General features: G+C 65.3%; 16 protein-coding genes and 1 other RNA gene. 8 read left to right on the plus strand and 9 right to left on the minus strand.

Translation table 11 applies throughout. The annotated features are described in order from the left end of the window. Positions 1-72 precede the first annotated feature (72 nt). From AB2N08_RS09545 to AB2N08_RS09555, 3 genes are read left to right on the plus strand one after another with little or no spacing between them, the layout of a single operon-like run. Entirely contained in the window at positions 73-1,371 is a 1,299-nt protein-coding gene (locus tag AB2N08_RS09545) for a c-type cytochrome (protein WP_367610398.1), read from the plus strand. Beyond that, positions 1,368-1,847, plus strand: a complete 480-nt coding sequence (locus AB2N08_RS09550; RefSeq protein WP_367610399.1) for a (2Fe-2S)-binding protein — start codon at positions 1,368-1,370, stop codon at positions 1,845-1,847. The genes AB2N08_RS09545 and AB2N08_RS09550 overlap by 4 nt, the downstream gene beginning before the upstream one ends. Next, the gene (locus tag AB2N08_RS09555) at positions 1,844-4,024 is read left to right on the plus strand and encodes a xanthine dehydrogenase family protein molybdopterin-binding subunit (protein ID WP_367610400.1); all 2,181 of its coding nucleotides are present in this window, start codon (positions 1,844-1,846) and stop codon (positions 4,022-4,024) included. Before AB2N08_RS09550 ends, AB2N08_RS09555 begins: the two co-directional genes overlap by 4 nt. A 28-nt stretch (positions 4,025-4,052) precedes the next feature. Here the strand turns inward: AB2N08_RS09555 and AB2N08_RS09560 are convergent, their stop codons facing one another. The 6 genes from AB2N08_RS09560 to AB2N08_RS09585 form a co-directional block, all read right to left on the minus strand. Next, positions 4,053-5,021, minus strand: coding sequence for an IS1595 family transposase (locus tag AB2N08_RS09560; protein ID WP_367610401.1), 969 nt, complete (start codon positions 5,019-5,021; stop codon positions 4,053-4,055). An 87-nt stretch (positions 5,022-5,108) separates the two neighbouring features. Further along, on the minus strand, positions 5,109-5,924 hold the full coding sequence (locus AB2N08_RS09565; RefSeq protein ID WP_367610402.1) for a sulfite exporter TauE/SafE family protein: 816 nt from the start codon (positions 5,922-5,924) through the stop codon (positions 5,109-5,111). Continuing rightward, positions 5,924-6,394 (minus strand): EVE domain-containing protein, encoded by a 471-nt coding sequence (locus AB2N08_RS09570; RefSeq protein ID WP_367610403.1) that lies wholly within the window; start codon positions 6,392-6,394, stop codon positions 5,924-5,926. The genes AB2N08_RS09565 and AB2N08_RS09570 overlap by 1 nt, the downstream gene beginning before the upstream one ends. Before the next feature lie 86 nt (positions 6,395-6,480). Next, a non-coding RNA gene (gene ssrS / locus AB2N08_RS09575) (6S RNA) lies at positions 6,481-6,662 on the minus strand. Between the two features lie 46 nt (positions 6,663-6,708). After that, positions 6,709-7,020, minus strand: a complete 312-nt coding sequence (locus AB2N08_RS09580) for a cell division protein ZapA (protein WP_367610404.1) — start codon at positions 7,018-7,020, stop codon at positions 6,709-6,711. Then, entirely contained in the window at positions 7,017-7,325 is a 309-nt protein-coding gene (locus AB2N08_RS09585) for a hypothetical protein (RefSeq protein WP_367610405.1), read from the minus strand. The genes AB2N08_RS09580 and AB2N08_RS09585 overlap by 4 nt, the downstream gene beginning before the upstream one ends. Before the next feature lie 367 nt (positions 7,326-7,692). Here AB2N08_RS09585 and groES point away from each other — a divergent pair, with 367 nt between their 5' ends. Both groES and groL read left to right on the plus strand, forming a co-directional pair. Continuing rightward, on the plus strand, positions 7,693-7,983 hold the full coding sequence (gene groES, locus AB2N08_RS09590; RefSeq protein WP_367610406.1) for a co-chaperone GroES: 291 nt from the start codon (positions 7,693-7,695) through the stop codon (positions 7,981-7,983). Positions 7,984-8,021: 38 nt separating this feature from the next. Beyond that, positions 8,022-9,668, plus strand: coding sequence for a chaperonin GroEL (gene groL, locus AB2N08_RS09595; RefSeq protein WP_367610407.1), 1,647 nt, complete (start codon positions 8,022-8,024; stop codon positions 9,666-9,668). Positions 9,669-9,791: 123 nt separating this feature from the next. Here groL and AB2N08_RS09600 read toward each other — a convergent pair whose 3' ends face one another. Beyond that, complete coding sequence (locus AB2N08_RS09600; RefSeq protein WP_367610408.1) at positions 9,792-11,150, minus strand: PEP-CTERM sorting domain-containing protein; 1,359 nt, start codon at positions 11,148-11,150, stop codon at positions 9,792-9,794. A gap of 297 nt (positions 11,151-11,447) precedes the next feature. On the opposite strand from AB2N08_RS09600, the gene AB2N08_RS09605 reads away from it, so the two are divergent. Beyond that, positions 11,448-11,921 carry a hypothetical protein gene (locus AB2N08_RS09605; RefSeq protein ID WP_367610409.1) on the plus strand — a complete coding sequence of 158 codons (474 nt, stop codon included), beginning with the start codon at positions 11,448-11,450 and terminating at the stop codon, positions 11,919-11,921. Here AB2N08_RS09605 and AB2N08_RS09610 read toward each other — a convergent pair. Together AB2N08_RS09610 and AB2N08_RS09615 are read right to left on the minus strand one after the other, a co-directional pair. Next, a complete protein-coding gene (locus tag AB2N08_RS09610; RefSeq protein ID WP_367610410.1) occupies positions 11,918-13,765 on the minus strand; it encodes a glucokinase in 1,848 nt (615 codons plus the stop codon). The two genes, AB2N08_RS09605 and AB2N08_RS09610, sit on opposite strands and share 4 nt — an antisense overlap. Further along, complete coding sequence (locus tag AB2N08_RS09615; RefSeq protein ID WP_367610420.1) at positions 13,765-15,405, minus strand: alpha-amylase family glycosyl hydrolase; 1,641 nt, start codon at positions 15,403-15,405, stop codon at positions 13,765-13,767. Before AB2N08_RS09615 ends, AB2N08_RS09610 begins: the two co-directional genes overlap by 1 nt. A 280-nt stretch (positions 15,406-15,685) precedes the next feature. On the opposite strand from AB2N08_RS09615, the gene AB2N08_RS09620 reads away from it, so the two are divergent. Together AB2N08_RS09620 and AB2N08_RS09625 are read left to right on the plus strand one after the other, a co-directional pair. Then, positions 15,686-17,269: a POT-type proton-dependent oligopeptide transporter gene (locus AB2N08_RS09620; RefSeq protein WP_367610411.1), complete on the plus strand. Its 1,584-nt coding sequence runs from the start codon at positions 15,686-15,688 to the stop codon at positions 17,267-17,269. Between the two features lie 3 nt (positions 17,270-17,272). Further along, complete coding sequence (locus AB2N08_RS09625) at positions 17,273-19,993, plus strand: alpha-1,6-glucosidase domain-containing protein (RefSeq protein ID WP_370662408.1); 2,721 nt, start codon at positions 17,273-17,275, stop codon at positions 19,991-19,993. Positions 19,994-20,139: the final 146 nt, after the last annotated feature.

Here is a 20,139-nt window from a genome sequence, read left to right on the forward strand (position 1 = left end):
CCTGGGTGGGCGAGCGCACAGAGCGTTCACCCATATCGGCTGGAAAATGGAACTCCACGACATGGAGTCCCGATGCATCCAGCCAGGCGCAAACGACATACCGGATGGTGGCTGCTGCTCGCAGCCGCCATCGTCGCCCTTGGCATCGCGTTTGCCATCATGTGGCGCCCCGCACTCGCGCCCCAGACCACGCCACTATCATTCGACACCACGCGCATCGCGCGCGGCGCCAACGTAGCGCGGCTTGGCATGTGCGCCTCGTGCCATACGCCCGATCTGTCGCGGCCTTTCGCCGGCGGCAAGCCGATGAGCACACCGTTCGGCGTCGTTCACAGCACCAATATCACCCCTGACATCCAGACCGGCATCGGTGCCTGGAGCGAAGCGGCATTTACGCGCGCGATGCGCGAAGGCGTCGCGCGCGACGGCCACCTGCTGTATCCGGCCTTCCCGTACAACCACTACGTGCGCATGACCGAGGGCGACGTTCAGGACTTGTATGCCTACTTCATGACGCGCCCCGCCATTGCCGCGCCAGCGCGCGAGAACCGGATGACGTTCCCGTTCGGGTTCCGGCCCCTGGTGGCTTTCTGGAACCTGCTGTACCTCGATGACGCGCCCTGGCAGCCCGTCGCCACGCAATCGGCCGAGTGGAATCGCGGCGCCTATCTGGCCGACGCGGTCGCGCACTGCGCTGCCTGCCATACCCCGCGTACCCTGCTGGGCGGCCCGAACCTCAAGAAGCCGCTGGGTGGCGGCGAAGCCGATGACTGGTACGCGCCGGCCCTGAACCAGGATTCGCCATCGCCCCTGCCATGGACGCGCGAACAGTTGCAGGCCTATCTGCGCACCGGCGTCGCGCACGACCACGCGATGGCGGCCGGGCCGATGCAGGATGTCGTTACCTACCTGGCGCAGGCTGACGCGCGCGACGTGGCGGCCCTGGCCACCTGGACCCACAGTCAACTGGCAAAAGCTCCTGCGCGCACCACACCGGCGCAGGGGGCCGGCCCGCTGCCCAAACCCGCCGACAACGACCCCGACCTGCAGCGCATGACGCTTGGCTACGCCGTCTACGCCAATGCGTGCGCGCGCTGCCACGACGTCGGCCGCGACGCCAGTTCCGGCACCGCGCTGCCGCTGCAAAAGGCGATCGCGCTGTACGACCCCGACCCGCGCGACCTGATTCACATCACGCTGGGCGGCATCGCACCGCCCGATGGCGAGCCGTCGCGCTTCATGCCGGGTTTCAGAACGATCCTCACGAACGAACAGACGGGCGCCCTGGCCGCCTACCTGCGCAAGTACGGCGCGAACCAGCCGGCGTGGCCAGACCTTGACGACGCCGTGCGCAAAGCGAGCACACCATGACGACCTACCGCCTGCAAGTGAACGGCAAGGCCCACGCCGTCGACACGGACGCCGACACGCCGCTGCTGTACGTGCTGCGCAATGACCTCGAACTCAATGGCGCCAAGTTCGGCTGCGGCCTCGGGCAGTGCGGCTCGTGCACCGTGCTGCTCGATGGCCAGCCGGCGATGTCGTGCATGGTGCCGGTGTCGGTCGTCGGCCAGCGGCCGGTGCGCACTGTGGAAGGCCTGGGCGATGCGGCCACACCGGGCCTGCTGCAGCAAGCGTTCATCGACGAGCAGGCGGCCCAGTGCGGCTACTGCATCGCCGGCATGATCATGCAGGCCACGGCGCTGCTCGAACGCACGCCGGCCCCCACCGACGCCCAGATCCGCGCCCATATGGCGCCCAACCTGTGCCGCTGCGGCACGCAGATGCGCATCCTGCGCGCGGTGCGGCGCGCCGCCGACACGCTGGCGAAGGGAGGCAAGCGATGACGGTTGACCTTCAGCGCCGTGCCTTGCTTGCCGCCGGTGGCGCGCTGACGCTGTCGTTCGCCATGCCAGGCGTCGCCGCCCCGGGCGCGCTGCCCAAGAGCCTGGAAAAATCGCCGTGGCTCGACGCCTGGATCCGCATCGAGGCCAACGAACGCATCACGGTGTTTACCGGCAAGGCCGAACTCGGGCAGGGCATCAAGACCGCATTGCTGCAGGTGGCGGCGGACGAACTGCGCGTGGCGCCTGGCCGCCTGCTGCTCGTCACCGCCGACACGGCGCGCACGCCGGACGAAGGCGTCACCGCCGGCAGCAACTCGATGAAGGACAGCGGCGCGGCGCTGCGCCATGCGGCGGGCCAGGTGCGTGCGCGCCTGACCGACCTGGCCGCAACGCGCCTGGGCGTGCCCGCAAACAGCCTGGCGATGCAGGATGGCGCATTCGTTGCAGGCGGCCGGCGCGTCACGTTCGGCCAGCTGGTCACGGGCCAGGAACTGCATCTGCGCGCCACGCCAACGCCGGCGGCGCCGGCGCCAGGCCCGCGCACGGCAATCGGCAAATCGGTGCCGCGCGTCGACATTCCCGCCAAGGTCACGGGCGGCGCGGCCTATGTGCAAGACCTGCGGCTGCCAAACATGGTGCATGCGCGCGTCGTGCGGCCGCCATCGCAGGCGGCGCGCCTGATCGCGGTCGATGTCGCCGCGATTGCGCGCCTGCCTGGTATGCTCAAAGTCGTGCGCGACGGGCGCTTCATGGCCGTGATCGCCGATGGCGAATACCGCGCGGTGAAGGCGGCAGCGGCGCTGGCGCGGGCCGCGCGCTGGGAGATGCCAGAATCGTTACCAGTGCACCCCGACGTGAACGCGTTCGTGCGCGCCCAGCCATCGCAGGCGCTGCCGATCCTGGCGCGCGGCGCAGCAGGCAAGCCAGGCCGCCAGTTCGCCGCACGCTACACACGCCCGTTCCAGCTGCATGCATCCATTGGCCCGTCGTGCGCCGTGGCGCAACTGGTCGACGGCCGCTACACCGTCTGGACCCACGCGCAAGGCGTGTTCCCACTGCGCACGGCGCTGGCCGAACTGCTCGCGGTGGACGAAGACACGATCCGCTGCATCCACGTCGAGGGCTCCGGCTGCTATGGCCACAATGGCGCCGACGACGTCGCGGCCGACGCCATCCTGCTGGCACGCGCCCTGCCCGGCCGACCTGTGCGCGTACAGTGGATGCGCGAAGACGAACACGCGTGGGAGCCGTTCGGCGCGGCGATGGTGGTGCAGGTGGCCGCCACGCTCGACAGCACCGGCCGCATCGCCGACTGGCAGCACGATGTCTACACGCCGGCGCACAACACACGTCCCGGCAAGGCCGGCAACCTGCTGGCGGCCACGCATCTGGCGCGCCCGTTCGCGCCGCCCGTGCCGAAACCAAGCCCGCAACCCGAGGGCAGTGGCGACCGCAATGCGATTCCGTATTACGTGCTGCCGAACGCGCGCGTGACGCACCACTTCCAGAGCACGCCGGTGCTGCGCACGTCCGCGCTGCGCGGCCTGGGCGCCTACTGCAATGTGTTTGCGATCGAGAGCTTCATGGACGAACTGGCGCGCGCCGCGAACAGCGATCCGGTAGCGTTCCGGTTGCGGCACCTGATCGATCCGCGCGCGCTCGACGTGGTCAAGCTGGCGGCATCGAAGTTTGGCTGGGACGGATACCGGCGCCCTGCCCGGCGCGGGCGCGGCTTCGCGTTTGCACGCTATAAAAACCTGGCGTCGTACTGCGCCGTTGCGGTCGAAGTCGAGGTATCGCGTGAGACGGGCCTGGTGCGCATCACGCGCGCGGTGAGCGCCGTCGATTGCGGCGAGATCGTCAACCCGGACGGCGTGCGCAACCAGATCGAGGGCGGCATCATCCAGTCGGCCAGCTGGACCTTGCTGGAACAGGTGCGCTTCGATGCGTCGCGCGTGCTGACGGTGGACTGGGCTTCGTACCCGATCCTGCGCTTCAATCAGGCGCCGGAGCAGGTCGACGTGCACCTGATCGACCGGCCCGGCCAGCCGTTCTTGGGCACTGGCGAAGCGGCGCAAGGCCCGGCCGCCGCAGCGATCGCCAATGCGGTGTTCGACGCCGTCGGCCTGCGCATGCGCGACTTGCCGCTGGACCGGCAGCGCGTGCGCAAGGCTTAGCTTAGTTTAGCTAAAGGCGCAGTCAACGTTATCTGTTGATGACTTTGATTGCGATGCGAAGCAATTGTTCTGGTGAACTGATCCGTCTGCCGTCGAGCGCCCAGCACCAGCCGAGATAGTTGGGCAAGTAGCGTGACGCAACGCCGCGAAAACCCAACAGCCAGGCCTTGAACCGCTGGTGATAGCTGTTGACGTTCTGGACGTGGAAGGCGCAGCCAACGCCATGCCTGACCCGCACGCCAGCGCGCAGATTCACCGTCTCGTGCGCGATCTTGTGCTTGCGAGAAAAAGCGCGATAGGCGGCATTGCTGTCGGAAACCAGCAGCGCCCCGCGGTTGAGCCTGGGCAGCAGGTGATGTTCAAGCTGCGCCGCCGTCAGTGCCCCGCGGCCGGTGACGGCGTCAATGGTGTTTCCATGGCGATCACGCGCCACCAGAATGCAGTCGAGTTCACGCGAAATCCCGCGCTTGCCAGCACGCCCGCCGCGCCGGCGCGCCGGACGATCGAGCTTGCGCGAGCCTTTTTGCGATTCGAGCAGGAACGTTTCATCAGCCTCGACGATGCCATTGAGCGCGTCCGGACGGTCCAGCTTTGCCCAGCTCAGGAAGCGGTGGCGCCAGCGGAAGGCGGTGTTGCGGTGCACGCCAAGCCGGTCGGCCGCCTTGCGCACGGACAGCGAATCGAGCAGTACCTGTGAATAATCGAGCCACTTGCACTTGAGCCTGAGCCGGGCCAGCGGCGTGCCGCTCAGGTCGTTAAATGTGCGTCCGCAGGCGCAACAACGAAAACGTTGCAGATCGTTGGCGAAACCGTGCCGATAACAGTGTGTCCCGCCACACCTGGGACAACAGCGCCCGGGTGTTCTGATCTGATCGATCAGGGCGACCACCTGGTCGAGCCCGACTACGGGATGCAGGGCATCGAGCACTTGCCGGCGCTGCTGCACGTTGAGTGATGGCAACGTGGCGAGCCAACTCTTGAAACGCGGCGCTTTCATGGTCGACTCCTGGCAGTGGCGGCAGGGGTTGGACCACGGGGCTGCTCATCAGTTCAGAGCTCGTCCCCTATTTAACGTTGACTGCGCCTAATTAAAGGCTTTCCAGAACATGTAGGTAGCCAGCGCAAGCAGGATGACGGCAAAGATACGCTGCAGCTGGCGCACCGGCATCCTGTGCGCCGTGCGCGCGCCCAGCGGCGCCATCGATACGCTGGCCAGCACGATGATCGCCAGCGCCGGCAGGTAGACGAAGCCAAGCGACCATGCCGGCAACCCGGGCTCGCCCCAGCCGTAATACACATTCGACAGGGTACCCATCAGCGCCACCGGAAAACCCAGTGCCGCGCTGGTGGCGACTGCGTTATGGATGCGCACATTGCAGCGCGCCATGAACGGCACCGACACAAAAGCACCACCTGCACCGACGAGGCCAGCGAGGATACCGATCACGCCGCCGGCTGCGAACATGCCCGCTGTGCCAGGCAGCTCGCGCGCCGCCGCCGGCTTTTTCCCGATCAGCATCTGGATCGCCGAAAAGGCCACGAAGCAGCCGAAGAAAAACGCCAGCGCCGAGGTATTCATCTGCTTGCCGATCCATGGCCCGACCCAGGCGCCGATCAGGATGCCGGGCGTGAACCGGCGCACGATGGGCCACAGCACGGCGCCGTGCTTGTGGTGTGCACGCACGGACGACATCGAGGTAAAGAAGATCATGCCGAGCGATGTGGCGATTGCCATGTGCACCACCAGATCGTCGGGAAAGCCGCGCGCAGTAAAAAGCATCGTGATGAACGGCACCAGCACCATGCCGCCGCCGACGCCGAGCAGGCCGGCCACGAAGCCGCCGAAAGTGCCCATCGCGAGCAGGGCCAGGATCAGCAGCGGATCGAACGACGGATCCATCAAGCCCCCCTGCCGCGCACGAGGGCGACGATGGTCGTGTACTGGGCCTTGGTGACCGGCGAGATCGACAGCCGGCTGCCCTTCTGCAGCAGCACCATGTCGTCCAGCGCGGGAATCGCACGCAGTTCGGCCAGCGGCACATAGCGGCCGGCTTCGCGCGCCTTGACGTCGACCGAGATCCAGCGCGGCGTCTCTGGCGTGGCCTTGGGGTCGTGGTAATGGCTGGCGGTGTCGAACTGGGACGCGTCCGGATACGGCCCGCTGACGACTTCGGCGATGCCGGCCACGCCCGGCACCTTGCAGCCCGAGTGGTAGAACAGCACACCGTCGCCGACGGCCATGGCGTCGCGCATGAAATTGCGCGCCTGGTAGTTACGCACGCCGAACCAGGCCACGGTGGCGCCGGGGGCGGCCAGCACATCGTCGAAACTGACTTCGTCGGGCTCGGATTTCATCAACCAAAAGCGCATCGCGCCGTTCTCCCCACCAGCACACATGCGCCGGATGCAGACATAAAAAAAGCGGCTGCGTACCGAGTGCGCAACCGCTTGTGTATCTAGCCCCCGCCTGTGCCGTTTTTGCCGGCATCCTGAACCACAACGGTTCAAGGCGGTCACGGTCAGATCAATTTCGGGTTCGTCGGACTAGCGACGCTCACACCCATCGAGCTTGTTCCACGACCTATGCGTAAGAATGGTTCAAGGAATATATGGCAAATCTCGAACACCGCAGGGTAGGACGGAGTTTACTCCTTTGTCCCGTCCTGTCAAACGGATTCGGCCTTTCAGAAAAGATTTTCCTGGCCCGCCAAAACCTTGTCGAGCACCGTGTGCATCGACTCGAGCTTTTGTTTGACCTCCAGAATCGACATGTCCGACAGCGGTCCCTGGGGCGATTTCACCGACAGGAATTCGGCCGCCACGCTCAGCGCGGCCATGACGGCGATGCGGTCGGTGCCCTTGACCTTGCCCGAGTCGCGCAGCTGGCACATCTTGCCGTCGAGGTAGCTTACCGCTTCGCGCAGCGTGCGCTGTTCGCCGTCGCGGCATGCCAGACGGTATGACTGGCCCATGATATGAACGTCGAGATGGATCATTGTGTTCCCTGGCGGCGTGCGTGGGCCAGATGCGGCGGAATCGGTGCGGCGGGATCGAGCGGCGCTTCTTGTGCGGCCTCGTCACCCTCGCCTTCGGCAACCGGCTCGCCTGGCGGCTTGGGCAAATCGTCGAGCAACGCTTCGACGCGGCGCTGGGCCTCGATCAGGCGTTCCTTGAACGCGACGTTCTCGGCGCTGAGCAAAGTATTGGCTTGGCGCAGCAAATAATTCTCGGCGCGCAACGACTGGGTCAGTTGGGCCAGCCGGTCGATTTTGTCTGAGAGGTCTTGGAATTCGGAAATCATTCGACACTATAGGATCGAGTTGGATTTTCCGTCAACCGGAGCGCGTTGCCGTGCGGCAGTAGTGCCACTCTGGCGTGCGGCGAGAAAGCGGTCGCGGGTGTACGCTGCCCGCCTCCGGTGCTGGTCACCGGGTTTTGATGAGCCTCAGCAAGCTATTGTGAATGTGCCAATGTCACGATTGCGATATATCAAATGTTTAAAATGATTTAAGCATCTTGCGCCTTGAAATGGCAGGTTATCGTCCCTATAATTAGCACTCGTTAGCTGAGAGTGCTAACAACTCTTTGCAGACCGGCGCAGCATCGAAAAATGTGTTGCGACGGTATCAAAAACGCTAGTTAAACCATTGAATATTAAGGAGTTTTGCATGAACCTTCGCCCTCTGCACGATCGCGTAATCGTGAAGCGTCTCGACCAGGAAACCAAAACTGCGTCCGGCCTGATCATCCCTGATGCCGCGGCAGAGAAGCCGGACCAAGGCGAAGTTCTCGCCGTTGGTAATGGCAAAGTGCAAGATAACGGTCAGCTCCGCCCTCTGGAAGTGAAAGTCGGCGACCGCGTGCTGTTCTCCAAGTATGGCGCTCAGACCGTCAAGATCGACGGCCAGGAACTGCTGGTGCTGCGCGAAGAAGAAATTCTCGCGATCGTCGCCCAGTAATTCCCGTCCCCATTCACGAACATTCGGAGAAATAACAAATGGCAGCTAAAGAAGTAGTATTCGGCGACGCAGCGCGCGCCAAGATGGTCGAAGGCGTCAACATCCTCGCCAACGCAGTCAAAGTCACCCTGGGCCCGAAAGGCCGTAACGTCGTGCTCGAGCGCTCGTTCGGCGCCCCGACCGTCACCAAGGATGGTGTCTCGGTCGCGAAAGAAATCGAACTGAAAGACAAGCTGCAGAACATGGGCGCGCAGATGGTCAAGGAAGTCGCTTCCAAGACCAGCGACAACGCCGGTGACGGCACCACCACCGCGACCGTGCTGGCACAAGCCATCGTGCGCGAAGGCATGAAGTTCGTTGCCGCTGGCATGAACCCGATGGACCTGAAGCGCGGCATCGACAAGGCAGTTGCTGCCACCGTCGAAGAACTGAAGAAAATCGCCAAGCCAACCACCACCACCAAAGAGATCGCACAAGTCGGCGCCATTTCGGCCAACTCGGAAACCTCGATCGGTGAGCGCATCGCCGAAGCGATGGAAAAAGTGGGCAAGGAAGGCGTCATCACCGTGGAAGACGGCAAGTCGCTGAACGACGAGCTGGACATCGTGGAAGGCATGCAGTTCGACCGCGGCTACCTGTCGCCGTACTTCATCAACAACCCGGACAAGCAAGTCGCCGTCCACGAAAACCCATTCGTGCTGCTGTGCGACAAAAAAATCTCGAACATCCGTGACCTGCTGCCAGTACTGGAACAAGTCGCGAAAGCTGGCCGTCCACTGGTCATCGTCGCTGAAGATATCGACGGCGAAGCGCTGGCGACCCTGGTCGTCAACAACATCCGCGGCATCCTGAAAACCGTCGCCGTCAAAGCGCCAGGTTTCGGCGACCGTCGCAAGGCCATGCTGGAAGACATCGCTGTCCTGACCGGCGGCCAGGTCATCGCCGAAGAAGTCGGCCTGACCCTGGAAAAGGTCACCCTGGCAGAACTGGGCCAGGCCAAGCGTATCGAAGTCGGCAAGGAAAACACCATCATCATCGACGGTGCTGGCCAGGCTGAAAACATCGAAGGCCGCGTCAAGATGATCCGCGCGCAAATCGAAGAAGCGACCTCGGACTACGACCGCGAAAAACTGCAAGAGCGCGTGGCCAAGCTGGCCGGCGGCGTTGCCGTGATCCGCGTCGGTGCAGCCACCGAAGTCGAGATGAAAGAAAAGAAAGCACGCGTCGAAGATGCACTGCACGCTACCCGCGCTGCCGTGGAAGAAGGCATCGTTGCCGGCGGCGGCGTGGCACTGCTGCGCGCTCGCGCCAACATCACCGTCAAGGGCGACAACCCTGACCAGGACGCTGGTATCAAGATCGTCCTGCGCGCAATGGAAGAGCCACTGCGCATGATCGTCCAGAACGCCGGCGAAGAGCCATCGGTCGTCGTTGCAGCAGTGTTGGCCGGCACCGGCAACTACGGCTACAACGCAGCCAACGGCACCTACGGCGACATGGTCGAAATGGGCGTGCTGGATCCAGCCAAGGTCACCCGCTCGGCACTGCAGAATGCAGCGTCGATCGCCGGCCTGATGCTGACCACCGATTGCATGGTGTCGGAACTGGCTGAAGACAAGCCAGCCGGCGGCATGGGTGGTATGGGCGGCATGGGCGGTATGGGTGGCATGGACGGCATGATGTAATTGCCGGGGCGGCCCGGGAGAAGCGCGCTGCAGGCTTCTCCCGGCTACCCACGATAAAAAACCCGCGAGGTTCACGCCTCGCGGGTTTTTTGTTGTCTGCCCGTTTTGCTCGTTTGGCCGGTGTCAGCCGGCGCGGGCGCCTTTGCGGCGCAGCCACAGCATCGCGGCCAGCGCGATGCCGCCGAGCCACAGCGTGCCTGGTTCCGGCACCTCGGTTGGTGCGGTCGGGTCGACCGCGGTGTCGCCGGGCGTGGTCGGGGTGGTTGGCGCGGTTGGCGTGGTCGGAATGACCGGGGTATCCGAACCGGCGTCCGGCGTCGGCAGCGTTGGCGTCGTGTTGACCGGCAGCTCGACGGCGCCACCGCCGCTGGTGCCACCTGTGTTTCCGCCAGTGTTGCCACTGCCCGTGCTACCACCGCCAGTGCCACCGGCGCCGGTACCGCCCGTGCCGCCGCTGCCACCCGTGCTGCCACCGCCATCCGGCGCAGCAATCGGCGCGGCGATCGGCGACGAACCCGTATTGCCGCCAGCGTCACCAGAGCCGGTATTGCCAGAGCCGCCGGTACTGCCCGATGCCGGGCTGTCCGCCGCCGGCGCGACGACGGTGCTGCCCGGCGTAGCCGTGCTGGTGCCGCCATTGCCGGTGGCTGGCGCCGAACCGCTGTTATTGTTGCCATCGCTGCCGCCGCTACGGCCGGCCGTCCCCAGCACACCGCCATGGTAGACCGGCGCGTTATACCAGTCCGGCAATCCAGGCGCCTGGCCCTGGCGCGACAGCGCAGGCGCAGCATCCGCCAGCGTCACCAGGCCGGCGCCATTGGCGAAACTCGTCGCATAATAGCGTTGGCCCACCGCCTCGTTGGCAGTCAGGTCTTCCATGCCCACGGCCAGCATGCCGCCTTCTTCACCGGCAGCGCCCGTCGCATCGGCCACGTCGGATGGGCCGGCGACAGCAACCACGGTATCGAGCTCGGCTTCGCTCGGGCCATGCGTCTCGACCGGATACTGCGGCACGTCCGAGATGCGGTTGGCGCAGCGGGCGCGGATATCGTGCTCGCCGTCGGTCAGCAGCGTCTCGCCCTGCTCGAGCATGACTTTCTTCGACGTCCAGTAAATCTGGTCATTCTTGCGGTACGACACGTACACTGCGCGCGGCGCAGTCACCGTCACGGCGCGCGCCTGGTCGACCTTGAAGGTCGCATAGTGCGCGGCCACGAGCCGGTCGGTCCGCAAGACCTGCGCCAGTTCGACCTTGTCCGCGACGCCGCCCGGCACGACCGAGTGGCGATAGATGCGCCGCACCGCGCCGGCCTGCTGCGCCGCCGGTGGCGTCGCACTCAACGCCCGCACCGGCGCCACCGGGTGATGCGTGCCGGTGACCGGCGTCTCGGTCGACAGGTCGAAGGTGGGCCAGCTGATTGACGGCGATGGCAGCAGGACGCCGGCCACACCGACGGCAACACCCAGCACGGCAAGCGTCATGAGACGCTTCTCGCGTTGCGAGCTTTTTTCGAGACGACGTTGATAAGTAGCGCGGGTGTCCATGCGATTTGCCGACGGGTAGGAGTGATCCTACAGAATATCATTATTTCCACAAACAAACTCAGATGCCGCAATGAAACACGGGTCAGCGTGGCGAAAACCACGAAAGAATTTTCATGTGGAAATTATAATGACCGTATTGACGTTCTGGATTGGCGAATTCGTCCCAAAAGCCGCCCGTGTTGCCGCTAAAACAAGCATGGTTTACCATGGCCCTCTCTCCTAATGGAACCCGTCATGACCACACGCGCCGCCGCCACGTTCACCCTGCGCACGACCCTCGCTGCCCTCGCCCTGAGCTGTGCGGTCACCGGTTGCAAGCGCGCCGAACGGCCCGCCCCCGCCCCCGCCCCGGCGCCTGCCGCGCCGGTGGTGGTGGCGCCGGCGCACAGCAAGGAACAGGCGATGGCCACGCTGCTGGAATTACCCGAACTGAAAGCCTGGTCGGCGCAGATCGAAAAGCGCACTGGCGGCAAGGCCCATGGCGCCGTGATCGAAGACAATCCGGCGCCGCGCGAAGTCAACGGCAAGAAGTACTACCAGCTGAGTTTTGTCGAGAACCGCCCGCAGGACGCGCGGCGGCAAGAAAGCTTTTTGGTGGCACAGGACGGCAGCGAAATCCTGGTCGACGATACCGCGTCGAACACCCTCCTGAGCCTGCAGGAATGGCGCCGCACGATCGAGCGCGTCGACCTGAAAAGCGCGAACTAACTGTCCAGGTGCGAGATCAGCAGCCGGCGCGGATCCTGCCCCGGCGCCGGGCCATGCTGGCCATCGACCGAGATCCCCACGGCCATGATGTCGATCAGCAGCAGTTGCAGGATGCGCGAGATCATCGACAAAAAGCTCGTGCTGTCCTCGGCGTGATCGACCGCCAGGCACACGCTGGCCTTGCGCGCCAGCGGCGACTGGCTGTTACTGATCGCGATGACGTCGGCGCCGGCCGCGCGCGCGATATCCACTGCCTGCAGCAGCTCGGGCAAGCCGCCTGAATTCGACACCGCGATCACCACGTCGCCCGGCCCGAGCAGTTCGGCGGCCAGCGTGAACAGGTGCGCGTCGCCATACAGCGCGGTGGGAATCCGGAAGCGGAAGAACTTGTGCTGGCCATCGAGCGCCACCGCGCGCGAATTGCCCATCGCGTAGAACTCGACCCGCCTGGCACGGCTGACCATCTCGATCGCGCGGTCGAGCGAGCGCACGTCGAGCTGGTCGCGAAAGCGCAGGATCGCCGAGACCGTGTTGTCGATCACCTTGGCCGACAGGTCGTGCGTGCTGTCGCTCAGGCGCACCTGGCTGTGGCGCACGGGGATCGAGCCGGTCAGGCTGCTCGCGAACTTGAGCTTGAAATCGGCCAGGCCCTGGAAGCCCAGCGAACGGCAGAAACGGATCACGGTCGGCTGGCTCACGTCGGCCAGGCGCGCGATCTCGGCGATCGGTTCATTGAGCACCATGCGCGGCTGGTCGATCACGAGGCTCGCCACGCGCCCCTCGGCCGGCGAGAGTTCGTGCCGCAGCTGGGTGATGCGCTCCATCAGCGTGTTGGCGCCGCTGCGCCCGCGCAGGTGTTCGGCCAGGATGGTGGCCACGCCGTGGAAGGCGGGATTCGGCGTCGTGATCACCCAGGTCGGGATGTCGGCCAGGTAATCCGAGAAGCGGCCCTTGGCCTCGAAGCGCGCGCGAAACGGCGAGCTGGCGAACCACTCGCCCAGGCGCGGCACGATGCCACCGCCGATGTACACGCCGCCAAAGGCGCCGAGCGTGACGGCCAGGTTGGCCGCCGCGCCGCCCAGCATGCCGCAGAAGCATTCCAGCGTTTCCAGGCACAGCGGATCGTTCTGTTCGAGCGCGCCGGCCACGATGGTCGCGGCCGTGCGCGGCGCGGCATCGACGCCATTGCGGTCGGCCAGCGCGCGGTAGATCACTTCCATGCCGGGGCCCGAGATCAGGCGCTCGTTCGACACGTGCGGCCACTCGCGCCAGGCGTATTGCAGGATCGCGAACTCGCGCTCGTCGAACGGCGCGAAGTTCACGTGTCCGCCTTCGCTGCCCAGCGTGACGAAACCGTCGGCAGTGGGAATGCCGCCCGAGACGCCCAGCCCCGTGCCCGGACCGAGCACGCCGATGACGGCGCCCGGCACGGCCTTGCCGGGACCGACCTGCATCAGGTCTTCGCGCGCGAAGTTCGGCAACGCCGTGGCCAGCGCCGTAAAGTCGTTCACGATCAAGAGCGTGGCCAGACCAAGCTCGCGCCGCACCGCGTCGGTGGAAAACTCCCACGCGCGGTTGGTCATGCGCACGTAGTCGCCGCTGATCGGATTGGCGACCGCGAAGGCGCCATGGTGCAGCGTGACGTCCTGGTGATCGAGCAGATAGTGGCGCAGCAGCGGCACGATGCCGGCGAAGTCGTCGCAGCGCAGCACCGCCACGTCGCGAAACACGCCCGGCGCGCTTTGCAGCGCGAAGCGCGCATGTGTCGCGCCGATGTCCGCGAGCAGGCGTGGGCCGTCGGCAAACGCCGTGCGCGCGAACTTTTCGTGCTGCGCGCCGGCCATCAGCGATCCGCCGGCAGTGTGCCGAACCAGGCGCCGTATGGCGGCAGCGTGACGCGGCCCTGCTGCGCGCTGCCCGGCAAGCCATCGACCTGCATCTGCGCTGCACCGTCGGTCGCCGGCCAGTCGAAGCTGACCTCCGTATCCGACAGGTTGAACGCGGCCAGCACGCTGACGTGGCCGACCAGGTTGCGGCGCAGGGCCAGGATGGGTTCCGGCGCATCGAAGAAGGCGATCTCGCCGCGCGTGAGTTGCGGCGTCGCGCGGCGCAGGGCGATGAAGCGGCGCTGGAAATTCAACATCGAGTCATGGTCGCGGTCTTGCAGATCGACCGCCGCCTTGATGTGCGCGGCGTCCACTGGCAGCCATGGCGCACCGTCGGTAAAGCCCGCGTGCGGCGCATCGGCAGTCCACGGCATCGGCGTACGGCAGCCGTCGCGGCCCTTGAACTCGGGCCAGAAGGTTTTGCCGTACGGGTCTTGCAGCAGTTCGTACGGCACGTCGGCTTCGCTCAAGCCCAGTTCATCGCCCTGGTACAGGCACGGCGTGCCCTTGAGCGAGAGCTGCATCGCCAGCACCAGCTTGGTGAAACCCGGCGCCGGGTTCGCGCCGCCCCAGCGCGTGGCCACGCGGATCGCATCGTGGTTCCCGACCGACCATGAGGCCCAGCCATCTTTCACGCGCTCGTTGAATTCCTCGACCTGGCGGCGCACGTGCGCCGCGTTGAAGACGGGCGTGAGCAGGTTGAAGCTGTAGGCCATGTGCAGCTTGTTGCCGCCTTCGGTGTACTCGCTCATCTGGGCCAGCGCGTCGTCCGAGCTGATCTCGCCGATCGACACGGCGCCGAATTCATTGAGTTGCGCACGCACGCGCTCGAGGAACGCGATGTTCTCGGGCTGCGTCTTGTCGTACAGGTGCGCCTGCATGCCGTACGGGTTCACGTCGGTCACGGTGGACGTGTCGCGCACCAGCGCCGGCGGGTTGCTGCGCAACTGGCGATCATGGAAGTGGAATACGCAGGCATCCATGCGCACGCCGTCCACGCCGCGCTCGAGCCAGAAACGCTGCGCGTCGAGGTGCGCCTGCTGCACCAGCGGATTGTGGAAGTTCAGCTGCGGCTGGCTTACCAGGAAGTTATGCAGGTAGTACTGCTTGCGGCGGGTGTCCCACTGCCACGACGAGCCGCCGAATACCGACAGCCAGTTATTTGGCGGATTGCCGTCCGGGAGCGGGTCGGCCCACACATACCAGTCCGACTTGGGATTGTCGCGGTTCGCGCGGCTTTCCACGAACCATTTGTGGGTGTCGGACGTGTGCGACATCACCTGGTCGATCATGATCTTCAGGCCCAGGCCGTGCGCCTTGGCGACCATGCGGTCGAAGTCAGCCAGGTCGCCGAACAGCGGATCGACATCGCAATAGTCTTCGATGTCGTAGCCGAAATCGGCCATCGGCGACTTGAAGAACGGCGAGAGCCAGACGATGTCCACGCCCAGGCTCGCGATGTAGTCGAGCTTTTCGGTTACGCCGGCCAGGTCGCCGACGCCATCGCCATCCGTGTCGAGGAAGCTGCGCGGATACACCTGATAGATGATGGCTTCGCGCCACCAGTTCGGATTATCGGTCGTCGAGATCTGGGTCATTGGCAAGTTCGGCTGGTGCATGATGTGGAATTCTAGGCAATATACATCAGGCGACTCGTCTTGACAATTCTAGCCAATTATCAAAAATTCGCATTAAATCGTTATTTTTCAATGGCTTGAACTATATAAATCCTTTGCACACACTTTACCCCCGTACCTAAACTACGCGCGCACCGTGCCACTTTGTTTCTCGTTTGTTTCACGACAATTTTTCTATTGCAAAGAAAGGCGTCCCCGTCATAGCATCGCGTCTGTTTGACATTTCAAGAAAAGCGCTTCGATGACAACTCTCGCAAAACCAGGCACCGGGCGCATGCCCCGGCAAATCCCCTACATCATTGCCAACGAAGGGTGCGAACGCTTCAGTTTTTACGGGATGCGCAACATCCTCACGCCGTTCCTGATCACGACGCTGCTCATGTTCCTGCCCGAAGACATGCGCACCGGCGAAGCCAAGCACGTGTTCCACACCTTCGTGATCGGCGTGTACTTCTTCCCGCTGCTGGGCGGCTGGCTGGCCGACCGCTACTTCGGCAAGTACAACACGGTGTTCTGGCTCAGTCTCGTGTACTGCGTGGGCCACGCCTGCCTGGCCATTTTTGAAGACAACGTCAACGGCTTCTATTTCGGCCTGTTCCTGATCGCGCTCGGCTCGGGCGGCATCAAACCGCTGGTGGCCAGCTTCGTCGGCGACCAGTTCGACCACACCAACAAGGACAAGGCGAAGGTCGTCTTCGACGCCTTCTACTGGATCATCAACTTCGGCTCGTTCTTCGCGTCGCTGCTGATGCCGGTGCTGCTGCGCGACTACGGCCCGGCCTGGGCCTTCGGCGTGCCCGGCATCCTGATGTTCATCGCCACCATGGTGTTCTGGAGCGGCAAAAAGAAATACGTGCATGTGCCGCCGGCGCCGGCCAATCCGCACTCGTTCATGCGCGTGGCAAAAAGCGCGCTGCTGGCCAAGCAACCTGGCCGTGGCCGACCTGGCCTGAACCTGGCCCTGCTCGGCGCGGCAGGCGCGCTGGCGTCGCTGGCCATGGCGGCGCAATGGGGTTTCGTGATCGCCGCCTGTACCGCCCTGGTGCTGCTGATGGCCTTTGGCGGCATGGGTACCTCGATGCAGCTGGAGCGCGCGCGCGGCATGCATCCCGACGAAGCCGTGGATGGCGTGCGCGCCGTGCTGCGCATCCTGATCGTGTTCGCGCTCGTCACGCCATTCTGGTCGCTGTTCGATCAAAAAGCCTCGACCTGGATCGTGCAGGCCAACACCATGACCACGCAAGTGAGCTTGCTGGGCTGGACCTTCGACGTGATCCCGGCCCAGATGCAGGCCCTGAACCCGCTGCTCGTGATGCTGCTCATCCCGATCAACAACATCGCCCTGTTCCCCTTGATGCGCAAGATCGGCATCGAGCCGACCGCACTGCGCCGCATGACGGCCGGTATCGTGCTGTCGGCCGCGGCCTGGATCGTCGTCGGCAACCTGCAAGTGGCGCTCGACGCTGGCGATGCGGTCTCGATCGCGTGGCAGATCGCACCGTACGCGCTGCTCACGCTCGGTGAAGTGCTGGTCTCGGCGACGGGTCTCGAATTTGCCTACAGCCAGGCGCCAGCGGCCATGAAGGGCGTGATCATGGCGCTGTGGTACCTGGCCGTCACGGTCGGCAACCTGTGGGTGTTGATCGTCAATGCCAGCGTGAAGAACGAATCGGTGATCGCGTATATCGAAACGTCGGGCGTCGGGGTGATGGCGTTCCAGATGTATTTCTTCGCCGCGTTCGCGCTGGTCTCGGCGGCGGCGTTCGGCTGGTATGCGACGCGCTATCGCATGGTCGATCACTATCGCAGCAGCGTGGCGGCGTAACGGATGGCCATGAAACTGACATGTGCACTGGTCGCGGCGTCGCTGTCGTCAAGCGCGTACGCCGCCGTTCCTCTCGCTACCTGCGACAGCCCGGCCTTCCAGGAAGTGCTGAGCGCCTCCGATGCCAAACTGGATGCGCGCGCCGTGTGGCTCGACCGGCGCCTGGTGCGCTGGCCTGGCGCGCCTGTCGATGGCGTCTATCGCCTGTATCACTCCCCGCTCGCCGGCATCGTCGCGACAGCGGGCAGCAAGGTCACCGGCAGCGCCGGCTCGATCGCGCTGGACGTCTCCACTGCGCTCGCGCCGCAAGCGGCTGCCACGCGCTTCAAATGGGTCGCCAGCGGCGCGACCTTGCGCGTGAAGGACGCCGACCTGGCGCGACTGCCTGTCCTGCACCGCGAACAGCTGGTGCTGGTGCATGAAAACGCCGACGGCACCGTACGCGCCGCGACGCGCGTGCAATCGGCCGGCGCACTCGACGACCTGTATGCGGCCGCCGAACGCATCGCCGACCTGGGCGCGACGCCCACCGGCAAGAAGACCAGCTTCAAATTGTGGGCGCCGACCGCGCGCGACGTGGCGGTCTGCACCTACGACAGCGCGACGGGCCGCGCCAACGCCGTGCTGCCGATGAAAATCGATGAACGCACGGGCGCCTGGGCCGCCAGCGTGCCGCGCGACCTGTCGGGCGCCTATTACAAGTACGCGGTCGATGTCGTCGTCGATGGCGCCGGGCTGGTACGCAACCTGGTGACCGACCCGTATTCGGTCAGCCTGAACGCGGACTCGAAACGCAGCTACATCGCCGACCTGGGCGCGGCCAATCTCAAGCCGAAAGGCTGGGACGCCACCCAGGCACCGGCCACGGTCAAGGCGCAGACCGACATGGTCATCTACGAGCTGCATGTACGCGACTTCTCGCTGATCGACCAGAGCGTGCCGCCGGCCAAACGCGGCAAGTACGGCGCGTTCGGCGAGACCAATTCCGACGGGATGCAGCACCTGCGCGCTCTGGCCAGGGCCGGCCTGACCGACATCCACCTGCTGCCTGTCTACGACATCGGCAGCATCCCGGAAGTGGCGTGCGCGCAGCCCGCGCCGGCCGGCACGCCGGATGGCGAGAGCCAGCAAGCCCTCATCGGCAAGACCGCGCACACCGACTGTTTCAACTGGGGCTACGACCCGCAGCACTTCAATGCCGTCGAAGGCAGTTACGCGAGCGATCCGCAAGACGGCGCGCGCCGCATCGTCGAGTTTCGCCAGATGGTGATGGACCTGCACAAGGCCGGTCTGCGCGTGGGTACGGACGTTGTCTACAACCACACCTTCATCGCCGGCCAGGAAGAAAAATCGATCCTCGACCGCGTGGTGCCGGGCTACTACCACCGCCTCGATGCGTTCGGTGGCATTGAAGCGTCGACCTGCTGCTTCAACACGGCCACCGAGAACACGATGATGGCCAAGCTGATGATCGATTCGTCGGTGCTGTGGACACGCGAATACAAGATCGATTCGTTCCGCTTCGACCTGATGGGCCACCAGCCGCGCGAGGCGATGGTGCGCCTGCAACAGGCCGTGAACCAGGCCGCCGGCCGCCACGTGCAGCTGATCGGCGAAGGCTGGAACTTCGGTGAAGTGGCCGACGGCGCGCGCTTCGTGCAAGCCTCGCAGCTGTCGCTGAACGGCACCGGCATCGGCACCTTCAGCGACCGCGCGCGCGACGCCGTGCGCGGCGGCTCGCCCGGCGATTCGGGCGAACCGGTGATCAAGCAGCAGGGTTACATCAATGGCCTGGTGTACGACGCGAATGCACTCGGGGGCGGCGCGAAAAAAGTCGACCTGCTGCGCGCCGCCGACCTGATCCGGGTCGGCCTGGCCGGCTCGGTGCGCACGTACCCGATGCAGGCCTTCGATGGCCAGGTGCGCCAGTTGCAGGCGATGGTCTATGGCGGCAACCAGCCGGCCGGCTACGCGAGCGAGCCGGGTGAGGCAGTCAATTACGTCGAGAACCACGACAACCAGACGCTGTACGACATCAACGCGCTCAAGCTGCCGCTTGCCACCAGCAGCGTTGAGCGCGCGCGGGTGCAGGTGCTGGGCATGGCGATCAATGCGTTCAGCCAGGGCGTGGCGTACTACCACGCCGGCATCGACACGCTGCGCTCAAAGTCCCTGGACCGTAACAGCTTCAATTCGGGCGACTGGTTCAACCGCATCGACTGGACCTACCAGGACAACTTCTTCGGCACGGGCTTGCCGCCGGCAGCCGACAACGCGAAGGACTGGCCGCTGTTCAAGCCGCTGCTGGCCAATGCCGCCCTCAAGCCGGCGCCAGGCGACATCGCGTTCGCGCGCGACGCCTTCCGCGACCTGCTGCGCATCCGCGCCAGCAGCACGCTGCTGCGCCTGCGCACGACCGACGACATCAACGGGCGCCTGCGCTTCTTCAATACGGGACCAACGCAGGAGCCGACCGTGCTGGCAGCCTGGCTCGATGGCAAGGGCTATCCAGGCGCAGGCTTTGCCGGCATGAGTTACCTGGTGAATGTGGACAAGCAGGCGCACACGATCCAGGACACCGCGCTGCGTGGCAAGCGCCTGCGGCTGCATCCGGTGCACAGCGCGCCCGGCGCGGCCGACCAGCGTGCGTCGGAAGCAACGTTCGACAGCGCCAGCGGGACATTTACGGTGCCGGCGCGTACCGCGGTCGTGTTCGTGGAGTAAAGTTGGCGCGGCCGGGGGGGGGGGGGGGGCCCCCCCCCCCCCCCCCCCCCCCCCCCCCCCCCCCCCCCGCCCCCCCCCCCCCCCCCCCCCCCCCCCCCCCCCCCCCCCCCCCCCCCCCCCCCCCCCCCCCCCCCCCCCCCCCCCCC

Source organism: Massilia aurea, assembly GCF_040790145.1.
Classification (GTDB): Bacteria; Pseudomonadota; Gammaproteobacteria; order Burkholderiales; family Burkholderiaceae_D; genus Telluria; species Telluria aurea_C.